At 44.1% G+C, this 24,427-nt stretch carries 20 protein-coding genes; 9 read left to right on the top strand and 11 right to left on the bottom strand.

Annotated elements, in window-relative coordinates:
* Positions 1–82: 82 nt before the first annotated feature.
* Positions 83–895 (bottom strand): helix-turn-helix domain-containing protein, encoded by an 813-nt coding sequence (locus CWO08_RS17505; protein WP_108020846.1) that lies wholly within the window; start codon positions 893–895, stop codon positions 83–85.
* A 136-nt stretch (positions 896–1,031) separates the two neighbouring features.
* Between CWO08_RS17505 and CWO08_RS17500 the strand changes: the two genes are divergently transcribed.
* Complete coding sequence (locus tag CWO08_RS17500; protein ID WP_108020845.1) at positions 1,032–1,724, top strand: MOSC domain-containing protein; 693 nt, start codon at positions 1,032–1,034, stop codon at positions 1,722–1,724.
* Positions 1,725–1,803: 79 nt separating this feature from the next.
* On the opposite strand, the gene CWO08_RS17495 is transcribed toward CWO08_RS17500, so the two are convergent.
* Both CWO08_RS17495 and CWO08_RS17490 read right to left on the bottom strand, forming a co-directional pair.
* The gene (locus tag CWO08_RS17495) at positions 1,804–2,520 is read right to left on the bottom strand and encodes a 3'-5' exonuclease (RefSeq protein ID WP_048658409.1); all 717 of its coding nucleotides are present in this window, start codon (positions 2,518–2,520) and stop codon (positions 1,804–1,806) included.
* Positions 2,521–2,525: 5 nt separating this feature from the next.
* A complete protein-coding gene (locus CWO08_RS17490) occupies positions 2,526–4,415 on the bottom strand; it encodes a putative nucleotidyltransferase substrate binding domain-containing protein (RefSeq protein WP_108020844.1) in 1,890 nt (629 codons plus the stop codon).
* Between the two features lie 150 nt (positions 4,416–4,565).
* Between CWO08_RS17490 and CWO08_RS17485 the strand changes: the two genes are divergently transcribed.
* Positions 4,566–5,207 carry an outer membrane beta-barrel protein gene (locus CWO08_RS17485; RefSeq protein WP_108020843.1) on the top strand — a complete coding sequence of 214 codons (642 nt, stop codon included), beginning with the start codon at positions 4,566–4,568 and terminating at the stop codon, positions 5,205–5,207.
* A gap of 123 nt (positions 5,208–5,330) precedes the next feature.
* Here the strand turns inward: CWO08_RS17485 and CWO08_RS17480 are convergent, their stop codons facing one another.
* The 3 genes from CWO08_RS17480 to CWO08_RS17470 form a co-directional block, all read right to left on the bottom strand.
* Positions 5,331–6,521 carry an amino acid aminotransferase gene (locus CWO08_RS17480; RefSeq protein WP_102432748.1) on the bottom strand — a complete coding sequence of 397 codons (1,191 nt, stop codon included), beginning with the start codon at positions 6,519–6,521 and terminating at the stop codon, positions 5,331–5,333.
* A gap of 202 nt (positions 6,522–6,723) precedes the next feature.
* Positions 6,724–8,226 (bottom strand): HD-GYP domain-containing protein, encoded by a 1,503-nt coding sequence (locus CWO08_RS17475; RefSeq protein ID WP_102432747.1) that lies wholly within the window; start codon positions 8,224–8,226, stop codon positions 6,724–6,726.
* A 275-nt stretch (positions 8,227–8,501) separates the two neighbouring features.
* Complete coding sequence (locus CWO08_RS17470) at positions 8,502–8,801, bottom strand: hypothetical protein (RefSeq protein ID WP_017060414.1); 300 nt, start codon at positions 8,799–8,801, stop codon at positions 8,502–8,504.
* Between the two features lie 218 nt (positions 8,802–9,019).
* Here CWO08_RS17470 and CWO08_RS17465 point away from each other — a divergent pair, with 218 nt between their 5' ends.
* Together CWO08_RS17465 and CWO08_RS17460 are read left to right on the top strand one after the other, a co-directional pair.
* Positions 9,020–10,423 carry a PLP-dependent aminotransferase family protein gene (locus CWO08_RS17465; protein ID WP_107899253.1) on the top strand — a complete coding sequence of 468 codons (1,404 nt, stop codon included), beginning with the start codon at positions 9,020–9,022 and terminating at the stop codon, positions 10,421–10,423.
* A 127-nt stretch (positions 10,424–10,550) separates the two neighbouring features.
* On the top strand, positions 10,551–10,757 hold the full coding sequence (locus CWO08_RS17460; protein WP_004734707.1) for a hypothetical protein: 207 nt from the start codon (positions 10,551–10,553) through the stop codon (positions 10,755–10,757).
* Between the two features lie 168 nt (positions 10,758–10,925).
* Here CWO08_RS17460 and asnS read toward each other — a convergent pair whose 3' ends face one another.
* Entirely contained in the window at positions 10,926–12,326 is a 1,401-nt protein-coding gene (gene asnS, locus CWO08_RS17455; protein ID WP_017060416.1) for an asparagine--tRNA ligase, read from the bottom strand.
* Positions 12,327–12,884: 558 nt separating this feature from the next.
* On the opposite strand from asnS, the gene CWO08_RS17450 reads away from it, so the two are divergent.
* A complete protein-coding gene (locus tag CWO08_RS17450) occupies positions 12,885–14,375 on the top strand; it encodes a SulP family inorganic anion transporter (RefSeq protein ID WP_108020842.1) in 1,491 nt (496 codons plus the stop codon).
* A gap of 88 nt (positions 14,376–14,463) precedes the next feature.
* On the opposite strand, the gene CWO08_RS17445 is transcribed toward CWO08_RS17450, so the two are convergent.
* The gene (locus CWO08_RS17445; protein WP_108020841.1) at positions 14,464–16,086 is read right to left on the bottom strand and encodes a methyl-accepting chemotaxis protein; all 1,623 of its coding nucleotides are present in this window, start codon (positions 16,084–16,086) and stop codon (positions 14,464–14,466) included.
* Positions 16,087–16,532: 446 nt separating this feature from the next.
* Here CWO08_RS17445 and CWO08_RS23855 point away from each other — a divergent pair, with 446 nt between their 5' ends.
* Together CWO08_RS23855 and CWO08_RS17440 are read left to right on the top strand one after the other, a co-directional pair.
* The gene (locus tag CWO08_RS23855; RefSeq protein WP_123923953.1) at positions 16,533–16,730 is read left to right on the top strand and encodes a hypothetical protein; all 198 of its coding nucleotides are present in this window, start codon (positions 16,533–16,535) and stop codon (positions 16,728–16,730) included.
* An 81-nt stretch (positions 16,731–16,811) separates the two neighbouring features.
* Complete coding sequence (locus tag CWO08_RS17440; protein ID WP_102432745.1) at positions 16,812–17,954, top strand: amino acid permease; 1,143 nt, start codon at positions 16,812–16,814, stop codon at positions 17,952–17,954.
* Positions 17,955–18,059: 105 nt separating this feature from the next.
* On the opposite strand, the gene CWO08_RS17435 is transcribed toward CWO08_RS17440, so the two are convergent.
* The 3 genes from CWO08_RS17435 to CWO08_RS17425 all read right to left on the bottom strand — a co-directional run bounded on the left by CWO08_RS17435 (position 18,060) and on the right by CWO08_RS17425 (position 21,704).
* Positions 18,060–19,421, bottom strand: a complete 1,362-nt coding sequence (locus CWO08_RS17435; protein WP_048609201.1) for an L-serine ammonia-lyase — start codon at positions 19,419–19,421, stop codon at positions 18,060–18,062.
* Positions 19,422–19,541: 120 nt separating this feature from the next.
* The gene (locus CWO08_RS17430) at positions 19,542–20,795 is read right to left on the bottom strand and encodes an aromatic amino acid transport family protein (protein WP_048658418.1); all 1,254 of its coding nucleotides are present in this window, start codon (positions 20,793–20,795) and stop codon (positions 19,542–19,544) included.
* 309 nt (positions 20,796–21,104) lie between these two features.
* Positions 21,105–21,704 (bottom strand): CoA pyrophosphatase, encoded by a 600-nt coding sequence (locus CWO08_RS17425; RefSeq protein ID WP_081228700.1) that lies wholly within the window; start codon positions 21,702–21,704, stop codon positions 21,105–21,107.
* A gap of 304 nt (positions 21,705–22,008) precedes the next feature.
* On the opposite strand from CWO08_RS17425, the gene CWO08_RS17420 reads away from it, so the two are divergent.
* Together CWO08_RS17420 and CWO08_RS17415 are read left to right on the top strand one after the other, a co-directional pair.
* A complete protein-coding gene (locus CWO08_RS17420) occupies positions 22,009–22,551 on the top strand; it encodes a heme NO-binding domain-containing protein (protein WP_108020840.1) in 543 nt (180 codons plus the stop codon).
* Position 22,552: 1 nt separating this feature from the next.
* Positions 22,553–24,271 (top strand): ATP-binding protein, encoded by a 1,719-nt coding sequence (locus CWO08_RS17415; protein WP_102432743.1) that lies wholly within the window; start codon positions 22,553–22,555, stop codon positions 24,269–24,271.
* Positions 24,272–24,427 lie beyond the last annotated feature (156 nt).

Raw genomic sequence — 24,427 nt, 5'->3', positions numbered from 1 at the left:
TTTCGATATTAACCAATAAAGAGAGGAGCCTGAGGCTCCTCTTTTTTTATCTCTACAGATGTTAAAAACAAAGAGGCTGAAATTATCTTCGTCGACCATTTAAGCGAAACTGCTGCGGGGTGACATTGAAGGAAGCCTTGAATGCTTTGATGTAGGACGAGTCGTTTTGATAACCGACTTGGTCGGCAATGCTTTGGATTGAGAACTCTTCATCGAGCAAAGACAACGAGTAAATCAGGCGGATTTGTTGTCGCCATAACTGAAATGATGTGTTGAACTCTTTTGAGAATAAGCGCGACAAGGTTCGCTCTGATGCGCCGACTTTATCTCCCCATTCCTTCAACGAAAAGTCCAACGTTGGTGCCTCTGTCAGCACTTCAAATATAAGCTTCAAACGCCTGTCTTCGGGTAGCAACAATTGATAGGTCTGAACGTTGTCTTTCATGATCTGATCGTGCAATACCGAAAGTAATCGCGATACCTCTTCATCACTCACAAGTCCTTCGCACTGTCTGCGAATTTCCTGTAATAACTCATTTAAAAACGGCGTCAGGGTAATGGTTCGCACTTGAGGCTCATATTTATTTCCAAATGCAGGATTAAGGTAGATGCCGACAAATGTTGTATGGCTCAATGCGATAGATTCGTGTTGAATACCTGCAGGTACGAAAAGAGCAGAGGTGTGCGGGACAAGATGTTGGTAGTGATCAGTTTTAGTTTGTAGCAAGCCCTTGATCGGGAAGATCACTTGATGCCATGTATGTTGGTGCATTGCATCGACATAGCCTTTGGGCATATCGATGGTCTTCACCAACGCTGGTAAATTAGGATTAGCGACCATCATCTCATTGGAGGTCATGACATCGGAGTGAGAATCTATTTGGCGGGTTGGCATTGTTAATTGTCCTTACATCTCTACTCTGACATTGGCTTGTTAGGCTATCATGCTTGGCATAGTGAATGAAGTCGAGTGCGATGTCGTTTTATCTCACGCAGCTCAGTAAGAAAGTGTCCAATAAGAAGGAAGGGATATGAAGAAGTTAGGCGTAGTAAACAGTGTCTTGGCAGGTAAGACCGTAACTTTTGCACATGGAGCAAAAAGTGCCATTGATAAGCAGGTTTTCTCAGAGCGTCAGCACGCCACAGAGCTAGGTTTCACAAATGATGAACAAGGCGACCCTCGCTTTCATGGTGGCATTCAAAAAGCGCTTCATATCTATCCAAGTGAGCACTACCCAATTTGGAAACAAGAACTGGGCGACAAAGCGATCTTCCAATCTGCAGGCGCCTTTGGTGAGAACATTAGCTCAATGGGCATAACCGAAGAATCGATTTGCTTGAAAGATAAGATTCGTATCGGCTCAACATTGTTGGAAGTCTCACAGGGACGCATGCCTTGTTGGAAGCTTAACGTACGATTCGACCAAAATGACATGGCGAGAAGGTTGCAAGACACGCTTCGAACGGGTTGGTACTTCCGTGTATTAGAGGAAGGTGACATTGGTGAAGGCGACGATATTACTCTGTGTGAAAGACCATACCCAGACTGGTCGCTCGCGCGCATTATGAGTGCCGTTTTTACGGGAAGCCTGGATCGAGAAGAACTGAGCCAGATGGCTGAACTGCCACTCGTAGAATCTTGGGGCAAGTTGGTTGAACGACGCCTAGAAACGGGTGAAGTTGAAGATTGGGAAATTCGATTGGTTGGGCCAACAGCAGCATAAACTTAGATGATAAAAAATAACAAAGCCCACTAATGGAAGTTAGTGGGCTTTGTGTTTATGTTTAGCTTACGAAACTCAATTAGAGCCAGAAATTCTTCAAAGGCATCTCTGCGTCAAAGTGATGAGCAATCTGCGCTTGGAGAAGCTCAGCGGTCGCGATCGCGTCAGTTAATGCATGATGCGGCGTGTAGTCGGGTAGGTGGTATCGACGACGGCTCTGCCCAAGCCTCACTGATGCTGGTTTTTTGCCTTTTAGCTTATTCCATAGGCCACCGGCCAGTTTGTTCTGGATCTGGGATTCAATCTCGAGCGTATCGAGAACTGGGAACTCAATGCCTTCTCCGAGTCGCACCTTCAATGCATTGTCCAAGAAGTCACGCTCGATTCGACGATAGTGAACCACCGGGATATGTCCCGCCATTGATTCTAAGATCTCGCCCAATACTTCGCTAAGGTCTGGCGCATCAATGATGTCATTGTGAGTGATACCATGAATAACGACAGATTCTTCTTCTAACTTTTGTTTTGGTCTCAGCGTCCAGTGTTTGGCTTGTCGCAAGTAGATGCGATTGAGCGTAAATGGCACTAAACCAATAGTAATAATGCCGTCTTTGTTTGGGTTTAATCCCGTTGTCTCAAAGTCGACAGCCAAGAACATCACTTCTGAAAGTGGCGTATCAGGCGCTGGAAGAGGCTGGCTATAAAAGTGCTTTAAGCGCTCGTCTTTCGCTCGTTCTAGCTTCTGAGCAAACTTAAATGGCCAATCGACCGCAGGTGATCTGAATAGTTTGTTCATAGGCCCTACTTAAACTTGTTGCTGGCTTGATAACGGAACTTAAGGAAGTTTTGCGCATTACTTAATATTTGGAATGCATCCTTTAGGTTACGTCGCTCGAAGTCAGACAGGTTCTCAGGCTCGATGTTGTTATCAGGCTCGATGTTGTTGTCGACATCGTGTGCTTGGTGGCGAATACGAACTAGAGAGATAAACTCCATCGCATCTTTCAAATCTTGAGCTCGGCCTTTTGGCAGAATACCTGCGTCGATAATGTCATCCAAACGTTCGAATGAGTTCTTAGAGCGAGAGCCAACCGCCAACGAGTGAACACGAATCAAATCGGCCAGAGGCGCAGTACCACGACGCTTAAGGTTGATTGAGTTGTTGTGACGGCCATCTTTCTCCATCACGAAATCTTTGAAGAAACCGAGCGGCGGTGTGCGGTTGAGTGCGTTACGTGCAAGACACGCCAAGAAGCGGTTGTTCTTGCGTGCGCGTCGAACAATAAAGCTGTTCAATTGCTCAGCCCATTTCAGACGACCATAAACGCCATCTAAGTCGAAGAAGATTGAAGCATTCAACAGTGCTTTCGGGTTTGGATCATCAATCCAATCGGCAAAGCACTCTTCCCACTGGCGACGAGTCATACGCCACGTTGAGTTAGTCGCCATGATGTCGCCAGTACAGTACACATAGCCACATTGGTCTAAGCCATCACAAATGAAGGTCGATAGCTCTTCAAAGTATTTACCGTGTTTTTTCTCGTCGTAAGTATCATCAAGAATAATGGCGTTATCTTGGTCAGTAACGAGCAGCTGCTCATCACGCCCCATCGAGCCAAGTGCGAGGAAACAATAAGGAATAGGCGCCTTACCCAATTTCTCTTCACCCAGTTCAATAATACGTTGCTTAAAGCTACGGCCAATTACCGACATTGCAGTACCCACCATGTGGGCGTTGGCGTCTTCGTTAACTAAGCGTACAAAGCTGTCTTTTACTTGCTCAGAAAGCACCTTTAGATCTTCAATGCTTTGTTGCTGGAAGATACTACTTACAAGCAACAGCGAGTTTTGAGATTCGTAACGGACAATATCAGTCGCTTCGATAATACCGATAGGCTTCTTATCTTTAAGCACAGGTAAGTGGTGCACGTTGTAGCGAAGCATGGTCATCATGGCTTCATATACATAGGCGTTGTGATCGAGTGAGATAACCTCGGGTGTCATCACGCTAGACACTTCATCCGATGGGTCGAGACCTTCGGCGAGTACACGTGTACATAAATCTCGGTCGGTAATGATGCCAATAACTGGCGTTGAATCATCTTCATCATCTTCAACAATATCTGGATCGATAATCAGTAGGGACGAGACGTTGTCTTCTGCCATCATGGTCGCGGCTTGTTGAATCGTGCGCGTTTTTTCGATCATTGGCGCTTCGCTGGTCAGCAGCGTTTTTACCTTTGATGTGGTCAGGTCGTTAGCGTCGTTGCTGTCTGAATTGGCTTGGCGCAGTCGCGCATTATCTTCTACTTCGACAAAGTCGGCGAATGAATCGTAGTTGTCGTAAAGCTCTTGGAAGATAGGTTCAGGAATGCAGTAGAGCAGGGTGTCTTCAGTCGCTTTGACTGGGAAACGCACCTTGTTGTTGGTCAGTAGGCCCATTTGACCAAAAAGATGGCCTTCATCAAGGCGGTTATATAGTTCACCTTTACGACGATAGACTTCGACTTCGCCGCTTCGAACCATATAAAGATCATGAATTTGGTCACCAAAGTGAATGATAGGGGTATCTTGGCGGTAATAAGAAATTTCCACGCTACTGGTCACTTTCGCCAACATCTCTTCAGGGAGTTCTGTGAAAGGGGGGTATTGTGCCAGAAAGTTTTGAATCTCTAATAACTCAGCATCCATAATGATCATCCATTGGTTTGTATGATTTCATGGTACAACATTTGATAATATTTTGCCGTCACAAATCAATCTGTGAGCTAAAACCTTTTTAAAGTCTTATGGATAGACTAACCTTTCAATTAATGGAGTGACAGTTTAAGGATGATAGGAATGTCGAAGTGGAAGCTTAGTTTTGTCTCTGCGGTTTTAGCGTTTTCTCCAAGTTTGTGGGCGGACACTAACGCGGTGGATATTCTTGATTATGACCACGTTTATGCCACGGCGCATTCGGGCAGTTTAAATGAAGATGTAGGCAGTAATAACAATGCCTCGTCGTATGGATTAGGCGTCAGTTACGCGATGACGGATGATTGGTTGTTGCTGGGCGACTACAGTGCACGCTTCATTCACCCTGACGACACCACGACTCGAATTGATACACTTATGCCGGGTGTTGGTTACCGTTACAGCATCAAGAAAGATTTAGATATAGTGGCTTACTACCTGCTTGGTATCACTAAAGGTAAGGTTGAAGATAATGACACCAACCGAACTGAATCTTCAGATACTGAGTTCATCCAAGGGGTAAAAGCTGAGCTTAACTATGGTTTTGCGAAACGTTGGATTGCCAACGGTAGTGTGCAAGTGAATCGAAGTGATCTGTTTGATGAAGAGATTTATCACTTAGGTTTACGTTATCTCGTGACCAACAAGTTTGCGATTGGTGGCTCGTACCAACATCGAGATGGAGAAGGTAAGATTCGTAGCGAACGAACCAATGAGCTGGGCGTGGAGTTTTTCTTAGAGTATTAACTTACAAAGTATCTAAAACTGAAAGTCGAGACACAAAAAAGCCAGCTTAATCGCTGGCTTTTGCATACTTATCGGTCTGTAAGTGCAGGTTTCTGGTCTGCAAATACAGGTTTCACTTTACGATTAAAGAACCGCAGCGATCCCTTTACATAGAGGGCCCATGTTTGACTTAGTCATACCAGCAACGCTGATACGTCCAGAACCAACAATGTAGATTGCGAATTCGTCTTTTAGGCGAGTTACTTGCTCTTTGCTTAGACCAGAGAAAGAGAACATGCCGTTTTGACGTTCGATGAATGTGAAGTCTGCATCAACACCTTCAGATTTCAGTGTTGTTACGAATAGCTCACGCATCTCTTGGATACGGTCACGCATTTCTGCTACTTCTGCTTCCCATTCAGCACGTAGATCAGCATCACCAAGGATGTGAGTAACGACAGCACTACCGTGCGCTGGTGGGTTAGAGTAGATAGAGCGGATAATGCTTTTAACTTGAGAGAATGCTGTTGTTGCTACGTCTGCAGATTCTGCAACCAGTGTGAATGCACCAACACGCTCGTTGTACAAGCCGAAGTTCTTAGAGAATGAGCTAGCAACAAGGATTTCTTTGTTGTATTTAGCAAAAACACGTAGGCCAGCAGCATCTTCTTCAACGCCTTTCGCAAAACCTTGGTAAGCAAAGTCGAATAGAGGAAGTAGTTTCTTTTCAGCAACCAGCTTAGCCAGTACTTCCCACTCTTCAGCTGTTGGGTCGATACCTGTTGGGTTATGACAGCAGCCGTGAAGAAGAACGATATCGCCTTCAGAAGCTTTCTCTAGGTCAGCAACCATGCCAGCGAAGTCTTTGTCTTTAGTTTCAGCGTTGTAGTAGCTGTATTGAGCCGTTTCGATACCCGCAGCAGCGAAAACACCGTTGTGGTTAGCCCAAGTTGGGTTACTGATCCAGATTTTTACATCACCTAGTTGGCGCTTAATGAATTCACCCGCTACGCGAAGTGCACCTGTACCACCTGGCGCTTGTGCTGTTTTAGCTCGTTGAGACGTTACGATCTCTGCATCTGAACCGAAAAGCAGTTTCTGAACCGCTAGACCGTATTCAGCGGTACCTTCAATCGTTAGGTAAGATTTGGTTTTTTCGTTTTCAAGAAGTGCAGCTTCTGCTTTCTTTACTGTTTTAAGTACAGGCGTTTGACCATCTTCATTTTTGTAGATGCCAACACCAAGGTTGATTTTCTCTGCACGAGAGTCTTTTTTAAACTCTTCAGTAAGGCCGAGGATAGGATCGGCGGGAGCAGCTAACACTTTTTCAAACATAATCTTCATCCATGTCAATTGAGAGGGGATAGTATCTATGGGTAGTTATACCTGTATGGAATTTTTAAGACAATACGAAGTGAACAGAAAGGCTAAAAAAAATCCATTTCAATCAGATTTATTGACTAAAGAGGGTATTTGATAACAAAACACCCTACGGATTAACCTATAGGGTGCAAGAAGTTAGTGGTTTTTGAATAGATTATGCGGGCTGAGCAACAAGGCTTTCGCGTTCGAGTTCACTAGCGATATTTTTGCCATCTTTGTAGGTTGCAGCGATCGAAACAAACGCTTGTTCAACCGCTAGAAATGCGTCGACAACTTGCGGATCAAAATGCGTCCCATTGCCTTCTAAAATGATCTGTTTAGCTTGCTCATGAGTAAAGGCTGGTTTATAGACTCGCTTCGAAATGAGAGCATCATAAACATCGGCCAATGCCATTAAACGGCCAGATAACGGGATATCTTCACCAGACAACTGATTAGGATAACCACTGCCATTCCACTTCTCGTGGTGAGTCAGAGATATCTCCTTTGCGACTCTTAAGAAAGAGCTACTTCCCAACTGCTTTTCTGCAATAGATAACGCTTCAGCACCAATCGCGGGGTGACCTTTCATTATCTCAAACTCTTCGTCCGTCAATTTACCCGGCTTCAATAACACGCTATCAGGCACACCGACTTTGCCTACGTCGTGCAAAGGCGCAGATTTGTAGAGCAACTCGATGTAGTTTGGTGTTAACAAGCTTGAGTGGGTTTCTGATTTGCTGAGTTCTTGTGCGAGCACCTTAACGTATTCTTGAGTTCTAAGGATGTGTGCGCCCGTTTCATTGTCTCTCGATTCGGCAAGCGCAGATAGGCTAACAATCGCAACGTCACGTGTGGTTTTAACTTCGTTTTGCGCGGTTTCGAGGCTATCAAGCATAGTGTTGGTCATTGAGGCCATTGAACCAAGCTCGTTGTAGCCGAAAATAGGTAAGCGAACGCCTTGCTCGCCATTGGTCACCTTGTTTAATGCACACTCTTGGCTTAGGAGAATGCGCTTAATTAGTTTGCTCCAAAGCGTCATGATGGTAATCGCATATCCACCCAGCACCACCGCCAAATAAATAAACTCTTTGATCACGCTGATCTTCCCTGTGCCATCCAATAAGCGATCTGGGTTATGTTCTAGCCAAAAGATGTCCTTGACGGCAATCATAGTTAGCATGGTGGTTAGTGTTACCAGAAGTACGATAACTAAACCAATCATTTGCTTGACCAGCGAACTCCTTTCACCAACCAGTTGGAAGTCAAATTGTCCAGTCGTCTCCATTTTATCCATTTGGCTGAGCTTAGCGTTCAATTGGAGAATGCTTCCGGTAAAGAAGCCGAATAGACTCATGCCAAACAACACCTTCAAATTGCTATCTATAGTGAATTCGTAGCTTAAGTTGTAGTAGAGCGCGAACGGGACACTTGCGGCAAAAAATAGAAGGGTATCAAGCTGCGCGAATCGACCTTGTTTAACTAATGTATGTTGCGCTAATAAATAACGACGCGCGATCCATAATAAGGCAAACACAATACTGACTTGTGTGAAAATCTCTAACGTCGTTAAGCTCTCGAGCATAGGGCATACCCGGCTGCCGTAGGTGCCAAACAGTACGCCAGCAATGACGTATAACTTAGTCGTTAGCGATTGATTGTAATTTGAAGTATCCATCGAAAAGCCTTTGTTCTCATTCTTATTAGATTCACGACTTTAGAATTACGAATGATTAGTATAACTGACGTGAATAAGACCGGAAATTCTATCGATAGCTTTCGTGGATTGATACAAGAAACTGGTTTGTGTTAGAGATTTGTTAGCTAGGTGAGGGTTATTACCGCATTTTTATGAAGATACTTGAATAGCCTCGGTCGAGGTTCGAGGCTATTCAGTCGGTATATTTGACTCAAGTCGCGAGTGATTGAGTTCGCGACCTACTTTAAATCAAATTACTTTTTCAGATTGATTTCAGCTTCAATAGAGCCTGTTTCAATCTCAGGGTGAGATGCTAGTTTGTCTGCAGCCCATTGGTTGATGTGTTTCAGAATAGCAGACACTGCGTGTTTTTCTGTTGGTGCTTGGTCTTGTTCTACATCGATCTTTTGCTTTGGATGTGAGCCTGTCGCATCTTCAGCAATATGGAGCCAATCTGGGTGCCAGTAATATGGCTGGCCGCTCGGTGTTGTCCAACTGTGAACACCGTTTGACTCTCCTTTATAACTTAATTGGTCTGCTTCTATTTTTTTCATTGTTATCTCGCATGTTTTTGGGTTACATCAAATTATTGAGGTAGAAAGCCAACTTAGCTCCTACCTTGGGTACAAACTTAGCAAAGCTTACAAAGTTATCTGTGAACTAATTCACACTATTGTGGAAATTAGGTGCGATCATATGGATAGCAGCAATAGTTGTTGGCGTAAGTGATAAAATCACCGGCTCACAGAATTTCTCTAGGTAGTACAATTAGATGGCGCGTTATGAAGAGCTTGCAAAGGATATTCGGACTCAGATAGCCAACAATACGTGGCGATCCGGAGAGAAGATCCCTTCGGTACGCATGAGTTGTCGTAATTACAACGTCAGTAATAGTACTGTCTTACAAGCCTACCAGTTGCTAGAAAGCGAAGGGTGGATCATCGCTAAACCTCAGTCGGGCTACTTTGTCGCGCCGAGACTGGACGGCGTTGATTACGTAGAGCCATTCGTTCGTGAAAAGAAAGCCATTAATGACCGCTTATTTGATTTTTTGAAGTCGAGTTCAGCCGAGGGTGTGATTCCTTTCGGTTCTGCATTTCCAGATCCCGATCTTTTCCCATTACCTACCTTGACTCGAAATCTAGCCAGTGCCGGCAGGAAGATGACGGGTGCCAGTGTGATTAACAATCTGCCTCCTGGAAGTGAGTCTTTAAGAAGGCAAATCGCACAGCGTTATCTGCAGCAAGGCATTACAGTTAATCATCAAGACATCGTGATTACGTCAGGTGCAATGGAAGCGCTTAACTTGAGCCTGCAAACGGTCACTAAGTCGGGTGATAACGTAGTGATAGAATCTCCCGCATTCTATGGTGCTCTACAGGCTGTCGAAAGGCTAGGGCTTAACCCTATCGAAGTGGATGTTTGCCCAATTAATGGGTTGAATATAGAGCAGTTTGAAAACGCACTACAAAACCAAGATGTCAAAGCGTGTTGGCTGATGACGACTTTTCAGAACCCGACGGGAACCAGTTTGTCGGAACAGGCGAAGCGCCGTGTGGTAGATATTGCAGAACAACATGAAACCTACATTATTGAAGATGACGTGTATGGCGACCTTTATTACGAAGGGCATAAACCGAAACCACTAAAGGCTTTCGATAAGACCGATTCTGTTTTGTTGTGTGGGTCGTATTCAAAAAGCTTATGTCCGGGCTATCGAATAGGTTGGGTTGTGAACAAGCGTTTTAACGATGCGATTCAAAAGTTGCAGCTTCTTTCTACGTTATCGAGTAGTGCTCCCGTTCAACTTGGCGTCACCCATTTTTTAACGCATGAAAGCTACGACAATCACCTTCGTAAACTACGTAAAAACCTGCTAGTCAGGAAAGAGCGATTTATAGACGTCATTAAGCAGTACTTCCCGCATTCAATCGAGATTGAAGAACCAGCTGGTGGTTACTTTATATGGATTCGTTTCTCTGAAAAATTCGACAGCCAACAATTTCATCAACTGGCTATTGAGCAAGGTATTAGCGTCGCATCTGGCGATCTGTTCAGTGAGCAGGGCAGAGTGGATAACGCGATACGATTGAACTTCTCTTATGAATTGACAGAAGAGAAAGGACAAGCGCTTATCTTGCTTGGTAAACTTGCACATCAACTCACGAACTCGTAAAACCTTAAGTCCCTCATAAAAAAGACAATCATTCCAACTGTACGGGTTGTTTGTGGCGTAACTGTACGCCTAATTGACCAGAGAGTTATGGTTCAATAACGGTAGAGCAAATATTGGAGATACCGTTATGTTGAAAATGACTATGGGAAATGAAGTTAAGTTGATTATCGTCGCGATTGTGTGTGCGCTTCTGCTTATTCTCGGCCACGTACTGCTAGCAAAAGCGTTCGCTGATATGGCATGGGCGGAATACACCACTGCGGCTATCCCGTTCGTTATGATGGCAATCTGCGGTCTCGCAATAAAATACGCTATAGACCAAGATGTTGATTAGTTTTTGAATAACTAGTCTCTGATGGTGATAAGCAGAAGCAGAAGCAGAAGCAGAAGCAGAAGCAGAAGCAGAAGCAGCCGTCGTTTTGTTTTATTCAGAACATAAAAAACCTCCGCGATTGCGGAGGTTTTATTTGTTCTTAACTTATAAATCGAATAGGTTTTCGAATTAGAAGTTTGCAGAGCGTGGCGTACGTGGGAATGGAATCACGTCACGAACGTTGCCCATACCTGTTACGTAAGATACTAGACGCTCGAAACCAAGACCAAAGCCAGCGTGCGGCACTGTGCCGTATTTACGTAGGTCGCGGTACCAGCTCATGTGCTCAGGGTCGATACCCATAGCAATCATACGCTCGTCTAGAATGTCTAGACGCTCTTCACGTTGTGCACCACCGATGATTTCACCGATGCCTGGTGCAAGTACGTCCATTGCTGCAACTGTTTTGCCGTCGTCGTTTAAGCGCATGTAGAAAGCTTTGATGTCTTTCGGGTAGTTCTTAACGATAACAGGCGCTTTGAAGTGCTCTTCAGCTAGGTAACGCTCATGCTCAGAAGACATGTCGATGCCCCACTCAACGTCAAACTCAAATTTCTTACCAGAGTCTAGTAGGATTTGGATTGCGTCAGTGTAGTCAACTTGTGCGAAGTCAGCGTCAACGAATTGCTCTAGACGAGTAATTGCTTGCTTGTCGATGCGAGAAGCGAAGAACTCAAGGTCGTCGCGGCGCTCTTCAAGAACAGCAGCGAAAACGTACTTAAGCATGTCTTCAGCCAGTTTCGCTACGTCGTTAAGGTCTGCAAACGCAACTTCAGGCTCAACCATCCAGAACTCAGCTAGGTGGCGGCTTGTGTTTGAGTTTTCAGCACGGAACGTAGGACCGAACGTGTAAACCTTGCTTAGTGCACAAGCGTAAGCTTCAGCATTAAGTTGGCCAGATACTGTTAGGAACGTCTCTTTACCGAAGAAATCTTCGTTGAAGTCTACGTCGCCTTTTTCAGTGCGTGGTAGGTTTTCCATGTCTAGCGTAGAAACACGGAACATTTCACCAGCGCCTTCTGCATCAGATGCAGTGATAAGCGGAGCAGAAGTCCAGAAGAAGCCTTGCTCGTGGTAGAAACGGTGAATCGCTTGAGATAGACAGTTACGTACACGTGCTACTGCGCCAATCACGTTTGTACGTGGACGTAGGTGAGCAACTTCACGAAGGTATTCGATAGAGTGACGTGTCTTAGCCATTGGGTAAGTGTCAGCATCTTCAACCCAACCCACAACTTTAACGTCAGTTGCTGCTAGTTCGAAGTCTTGACCTTTCGCAGGAGACTCAACAATCTTACCTGTTACTTCAACAGAGCAGCCAGTTGTTAGCTTTAATACTTCGTTTTCGTAATTATTAAGATTATTAGGAACCACGGCCTGAATCGGGTCGAAACAAGAGCCGTCATAAATGGCAAGGAAAGAGATTCCAGCTTTGGAATCACGACGTGAACGGATCCAGCCGCGAACAGTTACTTCACTGTCTACCGCTAGCTTGCCGCCAAGTACGTCTGTTACAGGCGCGTAAGTCATGTTGATTTCATTCTCCATTGAGGGACAAATTCAACTCAAAGTCTCTGGCATTGCTGCAAATAAACATACATTTGCACAATAATTAGCCGAAACATTAAGTTGTATAAACTTTTTAAATCGATTGAACATATTACCTGTCATACCGACAGCTTCAACCTTTATTCTTGCTTGGTGAAAGAAATATTGTGTCTACTGACCATAAATACGTTTGAGGGTGTGTTTTTTGTTCGATCTTAGCGTGCGCCTTACGTTCCGCCTAATGTGAATCGTCGAATGAACAAGGCGTAATCGAAACCTTTGTTTTCAATAATTGGAGTGTGATTGTGTTGAAACTCGCTCTATATTGGCGCGGATTCAGTCATATCGGACTTGATCACCTTCTTAATTTCCCACTAAAGCAACAAGAGGAGTTTAATATCTACGTGTTAATTACGCCGCCTTAACCCCTGCATTCTCTCTACACCCGCACTTTTCGAGCGCTCGCTCATTCAAGAAAAACAGTCGATCAGATTATGTCTCAACAAGGCAGGACTGGCTGTACAAGTAAAAGAGAATTACATGCTTAATTATTTAAAAAAACACTGGTTATCAAACGTTAAAGGAGATTCATTATCTGGGGTTGTGGTTGCACTCGCATTGATCCCTGAAGCCATCGCATTTTCAATTATTGCAGGCGTTGACCCTAAAGTAGGGCTATATGCTTCGTTCTGTATTTGTTTCGTAACCGCTTTGGTTGGCAGCCGCCCAGGAATGATTTCCGGAGCAACAGGCGCAATGGCGCTGTTAATGGTCACCTTAGTGAGAGAGCACGGATTGGAGTACTTGCTTGCTGCTTCATTTCTTGCAGGCGTTATTCAAATCGCGGCGGGATATCTCAAGCTCGGTAACCTGATGAACTTTGTTTCCAAATCGGTGATTACTGGATTTGTTAACGCGCTCGCCATCCTAATCTTCATGGCCCAGCTCCCTGAATTGGTCAACGTCCCTTCGAGCGTTTATGTATTAGTCGCTTTGGGTTTGGCGATCATTTATCTGCTTCCTTATTTCCCCAAGTTTGGTCGTGCAATACCTTCTCCATTAGTCGCGATTGTTGCCCTGACAGTCATTAGTTTGTTGTTCGGATTAGATGTGAGAACGATTGGCGATATGGGTAAGCTTCCTGATTCACTGCCTGTGTTTTTAATTCCCAATATTCCATTCACGTTCGATACGCTTGCAACCATCCTTCCATATTCGATTGCTCTATCTTTGGTTGGCTTATTGGAATCCTTGATGACAGCGACCATCGTCGATGACCTGACAGATACTGAAAGTAATAAAAACAATGAGTGTAAAGGGCAGGGGGTTGCCAATATAGTGGCCTCCCTTTTTGGTGGTATGGCGGGTTGTGCGATGATTGGCCAGTCAATCATTAACATCAAATCAGGCGGCTTAACCCGATTGTCCAGCATGATCGCCGGGGTTGTTTTGTTATTAATGGTGGTGTTTGTTTCTGATTGGTTGAAGCTGATACCGATGGCAGCTTTAGTGTCTGTGATGATCATGGTTTCTATCGGCACATTCTCGTGGCGTTCTATTGTTGAGCTTAAAGACCACACACTTCCAACTAATGTAACCATGTTAGTGACCGTGGCGGTGGTGGTGTTTACTCATAACTTAGCGATTGGGGTGGCGGTTGGCGTGGTGTTATCGGCTCTGTTTTATGCACATGCTAGCAAGTCGATGGTCTTTATATCTGATGAAGTGGTGACCAACGAAATGCACACCATCCACCGAGTAAAAGGGCATGTATTTTTTGCTTCTTCAGATGCGTTTGTCGATCTATTTGATTATGACAACGCGACCTCTTTAGTGACGATCGATATATCGGATGCTTCGTTCCTAGATAACACTTCGGTTGAGGCGCTTGATAAGGTTGTGTTCAAGTTCCGTAAAAAGGGGGCTTATGTGGAGGTTTCTGGAATGGATACCGTGAGTGCGAATCTGATATTCAAACACGCGATGTACCACAAGCATAAAGACTTAACCGCGGTTTCCATTACGCACTAATCGTTGTCTAAGGTTATTTGAAAGCCTGAACTAGACATTGTTAGGAAGATAAAGCGCTCATTGTGAGCGCTTTTTTGTTGTAGACGACCTATGGGTTCTTCTTTGTACTCGACAAAGTAAACTGATTAATCAGTGACTCAAGGTGATCAGACAGCTCTTCTAAGTCATTGCTGATGTCGCGGGTTTCAGCCGCAGATTGCGATGTGTTGTCGGCGTGAGAAGTGATGGTTTCAACCTTTTGTTGAACATCTTGAGTCGCTTGTGTGGTGGATTGCGTTTGCTGCTGAATGTTCTGTGCGTGGGTTAGCACCTGTTTCATCTCTTCAACCACCCCATTCATTTCTATTGAAAGTGCGTCGATGTCGGTGGAGCTTTGATGGGCTTGTTCGCAAACGCGATCGGTCGAAGTCAGAGACTCTTCACTGCCTTGCTGGAATTGATGAATGATTGACTCAATGCTGCCTGTTGCTTCGGCGGTTCTTGATGCTAGGTGACGAACTTCATCAGCAACTACTGCAAATCCTCGACCTTGTTCTCCGGCGCGAGCCGCTTCAATCGCTGCATTTAATGCAAGAAGGTTGGTTTGGTCGGCAATGCCACGAATAACACTCAATATTGAAGAGACCTCACCGGTTTGCTCATTGAGTGTCAGTATCTTGTGCTTCACTTCTTCTATACTGCTGACTAGGTTCTTTATCTCATTGCTTGCGTCGTGTGCTTGGTTGGCACTCTTACACGCTACATCGGCGGTGTGATTGATGAGTTCTGAAGCGGTTAAAGTGGCTTGTTCTACATTGACTTGTTGCGCCTGTATCCCTTCGACATTGTGTTGCACTTCTGCGGTTTCGCTTTGCTGGTCGCTGGCGGCTTGCTCGGTAATTTGCGCGACGCTAGTCAGTTGGTTGGCAGACGCATTCAGTTTATGCGAAGTATTCTGTACCTTTTCTAAGCTGTCAGATACGGTGCCCATGAACGAGTTGATGGAGTTAGCCAGCGTGCCAATCTCATCCTTACTTTGTTCAGGCAGGCGAGTGGACAGGTTTTTATCGCTGCTGACTTGGGTCATGAAGCGAGAAGTCTGTTGAAGAGGGCGCACGATAATCTTGCGAATTAATCCCATCGTAAGAACAAATCCGGCAAACGAGATCACCGTCATAATGCCAATAGCGGTCATGGTTTGAGTGTTGATCAGCGAGTTGACATGACTAAGGTTGTATTCAAGGCGAATTGCCCCCAATACTTCGCCTTCTGGTGCCATATGACAGGCGACGCAATTGGTACCCCGGTAATCTTCACTCGACTTCATGGGTAGAGCAATAACCAAGCCTTTACCCCAATCGGCAGAAAAGGGTTCGATAACCGTTTCACCTGCTAGCGCTCGCTTGTCGATATCATCAACAGGTATTTGATTGTCATTACCGGGACCGTATAACTTGCTTACAGCGTCAGCGCGCAAAACACGAACGTCTTCAATGCCTTCTTGTGCTAACGCTTTTTGACGCAGGGTCTCTTTTTGCGCCATTGTGCCAGTCAGCATCATCATATTAAGGCTATCGAAATAGTTACTTGCCTTATCATGAAGCTGTTCACTCAATACAGAGTTAACAAGTTGTTTTTGCTGCGAATATTGAAAGTAGGTCGATATTGCTAGCAAAAAAGTGAACACAATAGCGAGGGCCACTAGAATTTTGAAGGTTATAGTTGAGCGCATAAGGTATTAATTTTTTATTTTTTAATGACGCGCATACTGTACGTGTAAGAGTCACTACCACCTATGGGGTATGGCGAATTGTGTGACCATACTCCGGTTGTGGTTATGTTTCTGTGATGTAGCAAGTTTGTGTTATGTCTTATGTCAAAATATAACGTTGAGTTGTGAATTTGATTCTAGTTAGAGGAGAGAGTCTCGGGTTCCATGGGCTAGATGTATTTATCAGCTTGTCTTTTATCAATGAAAATTATTGTATTAGAAGGTTTGGTGGTCAACTTATATCCAGATAGCTATTTTGTTCAATTTAATAGCAAAAAGTGTGGTTATAGCGTTGTGTTTCGAGTCTCATTCGATAAGATGAGAAGGTCTCTAATGCTAGAGGTAGGGCAGCAACGGATACGCTGCTTCAAATACTATGGAATGTGAATCAATTATTGGACACATACATGAAATTCAAGATTACATCGCCGATTATTGAACCTACGGAAGGTTCACCACATCAGTTAACGCTTACTCACGCTTCTCGTTTTACCTCTCTTAAGACAAGCTCCCCTTTGAACGCCCTGTTCGACAACGTCTCTGCACGCTTCTTTACCGCTTATCGCTCCTATTGTTATTCGTTTTATAACTTTATTTCTATCTGAATTCCTTTGTCATCCACTTGATGCACGAAGACTCACACCTATAAAAACTAAACAAATAAGTTAAAAATAATGAATATTAAAATGATGGGTAGCTCCCTAATTATCGCTGGTACCGCTCTCGGTGCTGGTATGCTCGCGATCCCAATGGTATTAGCTCAATTTGGATTGCTTTATGGCACACTGCTGATGGTACTGATCTGCTTCGGTACGACTTACGCAGCATTATTACTTCTAGAAGCGACCATCAAAGCGGGTGGCGGTCTAGGATTAAACTCTATTGCCCGAAAAACCTTGGGTAAACAAGGCCAGTTGCTTACCAACGGTTTGCTATACGCGTTATTAATTTGTCTATTAATGGCTTACATTCTGGGCGCAGGTGACTTGCTGAGTAAGTTACTGTCTAACTTTGGCGTCGAAATTACCGCTACTACCAGCCAAATAGTGTTTACCTTGCTTGCTGGCGCTGTAGTCGCAAGTGGTACTGGTGTGATTGATAAACTCAACCGCGCATTGTTCTTCGTGATGCTTGCAAGTTTGTTTGCAACCATGGCGTTCTTGGCACCGAGCATGACTCAAGAAAACTTGATGCAGGTAACCAGCCATGACCACGTTGATTTAATCAAAACCAGTGCAATCCTGTTTACAAGCTTTGGCTTTATGGTTGTGATTCCAACTTTAGTTTCTTACAACCACGAAGCGACAGACAAACAGCTGCGTAACATGGTGATCGTCGGTTCTCTGATCCCTTTAGTGTGTTACTTGTGCTGGTTGTTTGCGGTAGTGGGTAACTTGAGTGAAGAGCAATTCAGAAGCTTTAAGAACGTATCCGATTTGATGGCGGCGTTTGAGGCTCAATCTCCTTGGGTGGGTAATGTTCTGTCTACCTTCACTGGGTTGGCGTTGTTGACCTCTTTCTTTGGCGTGGCGATGGCGTTGTTCAACCAGAACAAAGACATGTTCAACCAAAATACGGCAGTAACGTACTGTATTAGCTTTATCTTACCGTTGGCAGGTTCACTGCTTGCTGCAGACAAGTTCCTACAAGTGTTGAACTACGCAGGTATCATCTTAGTGTTCTTAGCTGTGTTCGTTCCTCTGGTGATGGTTCACAAGCAACGCTTCATGAAAGTAGCAGAAGATAGATACAGCGCGGAAGGTGGCAAGCCAATGATGCTTTTCTCATTGTTGTTTGGTTGCTTCCTGCTTATCTCGCAAGTGATTTAATAAAACAATTTGGTTGGGTGAATAAATCAGTCAACCAATTTCAGTTACAAAAAAAGGAACGCATCGGCGTTCCTTTTTTATTATCGGTTTATTAATTCAGAGTGATTAACAAACAACCTTAACAGCCAAACCACCTTGAGAAGTCTCACGGTATTTAGCGTTCATGTCTTTGCCTGTTTCTAGCATTGTTTCGATAACTTTATCTAGAGAAACAGTAGGAGCAGAAGAACGACGAAGTGCCATACGAGTCGAGTTGATTGCTTTAACTGCAGCAATACCGTTACGCTCGATACATGGTACTTGTACTTGGCCAGCTACTGGGTCACACGTTAGACCTAGGTTGTGCTCCATGCCGATTTCTGCAGCCATACATACTTGCTCAGGGCTACCACCCATAAGCTCAGCAAGACCAGCAGCAGCCATAGAACATGCCACACCAACTTCACCCTGACAGCCAACTTCGGCACCAGAGATAGAAGCGTTACGCTTGTAAAGACCACCGATCGCGCCAGAAGCTGCAAAGTAACGGATGTAGTCTTTCTCTGTCACTGTTTGGATGAACTTATCGTAGTAAGCCAATACCGCAGGGATGATGCCACATGCGCCGTTTGTTGGTGCAGTTACTACACGACCGCCCGCTGCGTTTTCTTCGTTTACTGCGAAAGCAAACATGTTCACCCAGTCAACAACCGTCATTGGATCGTTAGTTGTTTTTTCTGAAGTGATCAGCTGTTGGCGAAGTGCTGCTGCACGACGAGGTACACGCAGTGGACCTGGCAGGATACCTTCAGTATTCATACCGCGATCCATACACTCACGCATCGTTTTCCAGATGTTAGCGAAGTAAGTGCGAGACTCTTCGTCTGAGTGGAATGCTGCTTGGTTTTTCATAACCAGTGTACTGATAGAAAGACCGCTTTCTTTACACTGATTAACCAGCTCTTCAGCTGTAGTGAATTCGTAAGGTGCTTTGATTGGGTTTTCTTCTTCTTTGCCGAAGTTTTCTTCGTCAACGATGAAACCGCCACCAATTGAGTAGTACGTTTTTGAGTATGCAACTTCGTCACCAACCCATGCATGGATGCTCATGCCGTTCTCGTGTAGAGAAAGGTTGCTAGTGTGGAAGTTCATACCGCCATCGCGTGGGAACGATACTGTATGACAGTGCATGCCAACAGGAAGGCGCTCAGTTTCTTCTACGCGAGCAATGAAGCCTGCAATAGAATCGATATCAACACGCTCAGGAGTATTGCCAGCAAGACCCATGATGATTGCGATATCTGTGTGGTGACCTTTCCCTGTCAGTGATAGTGATCCATATACGTCCACGGTGATTTTAGTGATGTCGCGCAATTTTCCCATTGAACGTAGGTCATCAATAAACTCTTTACCCGCTTTCATTGGTCCAACTGTGTGTGAGCTCGATGGACCAACACCGATTTTATAGATATCAAATACACTAATCATAGCGATTACCTCAAAAAGAGAGCCTCCCAAGGGGAGTAGGGAGGCTCATTTATTATCATTATATTTTTTGTTTAATCTCGCGATATAAGATGGATGCCATCTTATAAAAAGGGCTTGAGATTAAAGAGCGCCGTAGATTACAGAACTAATAGCCGCTAGACCACATAAAGCTGTAAAGATTTGTACAGGTGCTGAAGTTTTGTACTTAGCCATTGCTGGTACTTTGTTCATTGCGAATACAGGCATTAGGAACAGGATAGCTGCAATCATTGGAGCACCCATTGTTTCAATCATACCTAGGATGCTTGGGTTAACTACCGCAACAATCCAAGTTGTAACAACGATGAACGCTAGAGAAGCTTTCTCAATCTTAGAGATTGAAGAACCAGAGCGAGACTTGATTAGACCAACAAGACCTTCGTGAGCACCTAGGAAGTGACCGAAGTAGCTTGAAGTAATCGCTGCGAACGCTACTAGAGGACCCATGTAAGAGATAAGTGGAGACTCATGTACGTTAGCTAGGTAAGAAAGAACAGAGATGTTCTGTGCTTGTGCTGTTGCTAGTTGCTCTGGAGATAGAGAAAGTACTACAGAGAATACGAAGAACATTACAAAGCCCATCAGCATCATTGCTGCGCCGCCAGTGATTTGGTCAGTTTTCTTAACTGCGTCTTCACCGTATACACGACGTTGCTCTTTCGAGAACTGTGAAATGATTGGGCTGTGGTTGAAAGAGAACACGATGATTGGAATAGCAAGCCAGATAATAGAAGGCATTGTTGACCATTCTGGGCTTACGTCCATCATTGAAGTGTTCCAATCAGGAACTAGGTAGAAAGATAGTGCTAGTAGGATGAATACTAGTGGGTAAACCATCGCTGACGTTGCTTTAAGCATCAGCTCTTTACCGAATACAACACCTGCTGTCATAGCAAGGATAAGTGCACCAGAAAGAAGAGGACGTGGAATAGATTCCATACCCATTTGGTTTACTAGGAAAGAATCAACCGTGTTTGTGATACCAACACCGTAGATAAGAACGATTGGGTAGATAGCGAAGAAGTAAGCAAAAGTAATAATGTTTGCGCCAGTCTTACCGAAGTGCTCTTCAACTGTGTCTGTAATATCAGCTTCAGGGTTTTTAGCTGACAGTACGAAGCGAGCTAGAGATTTGTGTGCGAACCAAGTCATCGGTGCCGCGATTAGAGCTAGGATAACTAATGGCCAAAAACCACCCGCACCAGCTTTGATTGGAAGAAATAGTACGCCAGCACCAACTGCTGTACCGAATAGTGATAAACACCAGGTAAAATCTTTATAGTTAAACTTGCTTGAATCTTTAACGGCATTTGCCGAAGAAGTTGTTGTGTTCATGTTAAATTACTCATTTTTTGGGAACAGGAAATAAGTCGGGGCTAATTCTGCAGAATTTTCTTCTACAAAAAATAGATCTAAATCATGTAATGAAACGGCGTGTCACATGATATGCGAAAAACGGATTTTTGATCACGAAATTGGCGTGCTACAGGTGATTTATGCTCATGCTAGGTATTAGTTTTTATTATGCGAAAGGCGGGGTTGTTCAGATTTATACCAGGGAAACGTTTGCGTAAAATTGCATTAATAATTCTGTTCCATACAAAGCTTGCGATTTGTTAACAGAGATTAAACAAAACGTAGTTGCTATGTGATTTGTTGCACTACATGCTGCTGCAGAGATTGGATGATTTGCGCCGTAACGCCCCAAATTAGGTGCTCTTGGAAGGGCATCGCAAAAACACGATGCTTGATTTGTTTGAAGTTAACAGTGTGGCTGTGTAACTTGGCTTGGTCTAAAACATAGGTGGCAGGCACCTCAAAAATAGAGGCAACTTCATTCTCATCGATGATGGCTTCATAGTCAGGATCGACCAGAGCAACAATCGGTGTCACAGAAAATTTACTAATAGTACTCAAAGCGGGTAATTGCCCAACAATTTTAACTTGATCCGATCGAATTCCTACCTCTTCATGGAGCTCTCTAAGTGCAGTAAATTGCATAGAAGGGTCAGAGAGTTCATGTTTACCGCCAGGAAAACTGACTTGGCCAGGATGATGCTTTAAATGAGCGGCTCTTTTAGTAAAAATGACATGTAAACCATCTTCTCTTTCAACTAAACCTACCACCACTGCCGCTTTACGTAATTGATCGCCACTGATATGCGAAACACGCTCTACTGACTCTGGGTGATAGCCAACGGTAGGGTTTAGTTGGAATTGTTGAAGGAAGTTTTCTTTATTCATATCAAGCCAATATATTGATTATTATGATTTTAAGTATAGACATAACAGTGGGCTGATTACCAATTTTGAGTGTGTCTTCATTTACTTACCTTTAGTTTAGCTATTAACTAGGCGTAATTAAGGGCCACGTAGTTACTGACATCCTTAAAATGCCGGTTTTTGCTATATTCAATATGTACGCATCTGCGAGTAAGCGTTACCCATGTCATAAAATTGGGTTACGGAGCGTAGATTTTGTGTTTAAGAATTTGATAACAATGACTTAGTGAACCATTCTAAAAAGAAATAGAAGAAAAGGTATGAGATGAAAGGAATCATATTCACCGAATTTTTAGAGCTTGTTGAAGACAAGTTTGGGTTAGAGCTTTTGGAAGAAGTTCTAGAGATGTCAGAAGATGAAGGGATCTACACATCTGTCGGAAGTTACGACCACAAAGATCTGGTTAAACTCATCATTAATCTGAGCAAAAAAACCGATATAGATGCAGCAAGCTTGCAACGCGTTTTCGGGCAGTCCGTATTTAAGAACTTATTAGCCTCATTGCCGAATAAAGCTAGCATTGCTCACAGCAATACCACCTTTCAATTTATTCAGCACGTAGAGCGCTACATTCACGTTGAAGTGAAGAAGCTCTATCCAGATGCTGAGCCACCTGAATTCAGTTTTATCACCACGACCGAAGCACAACTTGTTTTTGACTACAAAAGCGCAAGATGTATGTCTCATGTTTGTTTAGGGCTTATCGAAGGGTGCGCTGAATACCACGGTGAATCTATTGCGGTGGAGATGACGCCACAAAATGATGACCAGAGCGTGGTTAGGTTTAATCTCAAAGTAGAAAAGTGATATGGATCTGGCCTCAGCCCTAGAGAAAAAACTTAAACGCCAAATTGCTGCGCGAAAAGCAGCAGAAGCCTTGTTGGAACAAAAGAGCCTTGAACTTTTTGAGGCCAACCACCAACTCGAGCTTGCACTGCGTCAGTTAGAGAAGCGTTCCAATGCAAACATACGTCGCATTGAATTCCAAGAACAAATCGACAACCTGTTGATTGATTTCGGACGCGCTTTTCTGAGTAATGATCTTGATGACGTCATGTTGTCACAATTGACGACAAGTGTGACCAACAGTTATCTGATTGAAGCCAGTCGTTTGATTTTGCCTCCCAAGCTGCTCCCTCAATTACACACTTATGACTATGGTGACGAAACCGTCGAGGTGATAGAGCAAGATATTCAAGAGCCTCATTGGCAAGGCAACCACCTTACCGTACCATTAGAGGTTGAAAAGGTCATAGTCGGCGCGTTAATTGTGAAGGTCAGGGTATTAGACCAAGATTTCGAATTCATCCAAAGCCAACTGTTGTTAGTTACCGACCTTATTTGTAGTGCCTTAACCCACCAGCTTGCTATCAATCGAAACATTGAATCACGTAAACGAGCAGAAGAATCTGAAAGAGCAACGCGTGACTTTGTCGCAATGATCAACCATGAATTAAGAACCCCGCTTAATGGCCTACTAGGTAGTGCCGAATTGATTAGCGATACCGAACTGAATAGTTCTCAACGTGAAATAGTGAACAACTTAAGTCAATCTGGAGAGTTTCTCAGAACCATCATTAATGACCTATTGGATTACAGTAAAATCAACGCGGGAATGTTGGAGTTAATACCGAAGAAGTTCGCGCTTCATGATTTGAGAAATACTATCGATAGTATCTTTACCAATCGAGCACTTGAAAAGCAGCTTAAGTTTGATGTTGATGTAGACAAAGGTGTACCGAGCCATTTCTATGGTGACTTAGAGCGTATTACTCAACTGTTCGTAAACTTGATTGGAAACGCCATCAAGTTCACGGATAAAGGACATGTGAGCGTTGAGATTAAATGGTTGAGAGACCAATTTATTTTTTCCGTAGAGGACACTGGAGTTGGGATCGCTCAATCCTCTCATAAGACGCTGTTTGAACCTTTTACTCAAGCGGATAATTCAAGTAGCCGAAACTACGAAGGGACTGGGCTTGGTCTCGCCATCTGTCGTAAGCTAGTAGGTTTGATGCACGGTGATATTAGCGTGACCAGTGTTGTTGGCTCAGGCACGACTTTTACCATCTCGATTCCTCTTCAAGTTGTCGATGTTCCGGCTGAGAGTGATAGTGTTACCAAGGGCTTTGAGTCTGAGGCGGAATTGTCACTACTTAAAGTGTTGGTGGTTGATGATATTAAGATGAACCAGATCATCATCCAGCAAATGCTTCGTAAACATGAGATTGAACCGGCTATCGCAAGTAATGGTGTCGAAGGGTTTGAGCTCGCGTCAGACAATGAATACGACATTGTATTCATGGATTGCAGAATGCCCGTTATGGACGGCTTTGAAGCGACAGAGAAACTAAGAGAGAAGGGTTACGTTAAATCTATTGTGGCACTGACCGCCGGAACGACACTTGAAGAGCGGGAACGTTGTATTCAGTGTGGAATGGATGACATTTTGAGTAAACCTTACACCGCCAATGATCTTAAAGAGATGCTTAAGAAGTGGGGTGTCTCTGCGGTGAAGGTCGCTTAAACACGCTAATAATGCGTTGTGAGCAATGCACTCTAGTTCAAAGACTAAAAAACCGAAGTGATCTTGCGATCCTTCGGTTTCTTTTTATATCGAGTTTTTGCTGAGCGTTAAGCCGCAGAACTCGTCATTAAATCGCGGAACTCGCAGTTAATGACG

The sequence above is a fragment of the Vibrio sp. 10N.286.48.B8 genome, assembly GCF_003050085.1.
Classification (GTDB): Bacteria; Pseudomonadota; Gammaproteobacteria; order Enterobacterales; family Vibrionaceae; genus Vibrio; species Vibrio crassostreae.
The sequence above is the reverse complement of the archived record's forward strand: the minus strand, read 5'-3'. Positions and strand labels throughout refer to the sequence as shown.

Bases quoted from the DNA above. Each gene is read 5' to 3' on its own strand.
- CWO08_RS17505 (WP_108020846.1), bottom strand. From the start codon at position 895: ATGCCAACCCGCCAAATAGATTCTCACTCCGATGTCATGACCTCCAAT.
- CWO08_RS17500 (WP_108020845.1), top strand. From the start codon at position 1,032: ATGAAGAAGTTAGGCGTAGTAAACAGTGTCTTGGCAGGTAAGACCGTA.
- CWO08_RS17495 (WP_048658409.1), bottom strand. From the start codon at position 2,520: ATGAACAAACTATTCAGATCACCTGCGGTCGATTGGCCATTTAAGTTT.
- CWO08_RS17490 (WP_108020844.1), bottom strand. From the start codon at position 4,415: ATGGATGCTGAGTTATTAGAGATTCAAAACTTTCTGGCACAATACCCC.
- CWO08_RS17485 (WP_108020843.1), top strand. From the start codon at position 4,566: ATGTCGAAGTGGAAGCTTAGTTTTGTCTCTGCGGTTTTAGCGTTTTCT.
- CWO08_RS17480 (WP_102432748.1), bottom strand. From the start codon at position 6,521: ATGTTTGAAAAAGTGTTAGCTGCTCCCGCCGATCCTATCCTCGGCCTT.
- CWO08_RS17475 (WP_102432747.1), bottom strand. From the start codon at position 8,226: ATGGATACTTCAAATTACAATCAATCGCTAACGACTAAGTTATACGTC.
- CWO08_RS17470 (WP_017060414.1), bottom strand. From the start codon at position 8,801: ATGAAAAAAATAGAAGCAGACCAATTAAGTTATAAAGGAGAGTCAAAC.
- CWO08_RS17465 (WP_107899253.1), top strand. From the start codon at position 9,020: ATGGCGCGTTATGAAGAGCTTGCAAAGGATATTCGGACTCAGATAGCC.
- CWO08_RS17460 (WP_004734707.1), top strand. From the start codon at position 10,551: ATGTTGAAAATGACTATGGGAAATGAAGTTAAGTTGATTATCGTCGCG.
- asnS (WP_017060416.1), bottom strand. From the start codon at position 12,326: ATGACTTACGCGCCTGTAACAGACGTACTTGGCGGCAAGCTAGCGGTA.
- CWO08_RS17450 (WP_108020842.1), top strand. From the start codon at position 12,885: ATGCTTAATTATTTAAAAAAACACTGGTTATCAAACGTTAAAGGAGAT.
- CWO08_RS17445 (WP_108020841.1), bottom strand. From the start codon at position 16,086: ATGCGCTCAACTATAACCTTCAAAATTCTAGTGGCCCTCGCTATTGTG.
- CWO08_RS23855 (WP_123923953.1), top strand. From the start codon at position 16,533: ATGAAATTCAAGATTACATCGCCGATTATTGAACCTACGGAAGGTTCA.
- CWO08_RS17440 (WP_102432745.1), top strand. From the start codon at position 16,812: ATGATGGGTAGCTCCCTAATTATCGCTGGTACCGCTCTCGGTGCTGGT.
- CWO08_RS17435 (WP_048609201.1), bottom strand. From the start codon at position 19,421: ATGATTAGTGTATTTGATATCTATAAAATCGGTGTTGGTCCATCGAGC.
- CWO08_RS17430 (WP_048658418.1), bottom strand. From the start codon at position 20,795: ATGAACACAACAACTTCTTCGGCAAATGCCGTTAAAGATTCAAGCAAG.
- CWO08_RS17425 (WP_081228700.1), bottom strand. From the start codon at position 21,704: ATGAATAAAGAAAACTTCCTTCAACAATTCCAACTAAACCCTACCGTT.
- CWO08_RS17420 (WP_108020840.1), top strand. From the start codon at position 22,009: ATGAAAGGAATCATATTCACCGAATTTTTAGAGCTTGTTGAAGACAAG.
- CWO08_RS17415 (WP_102432743.1), top strand. From the start codon at position 22,553: ATGGATCTGGCCTCAGCCCTAGAGAAAAAACTTAAACGCCAAATTGCT.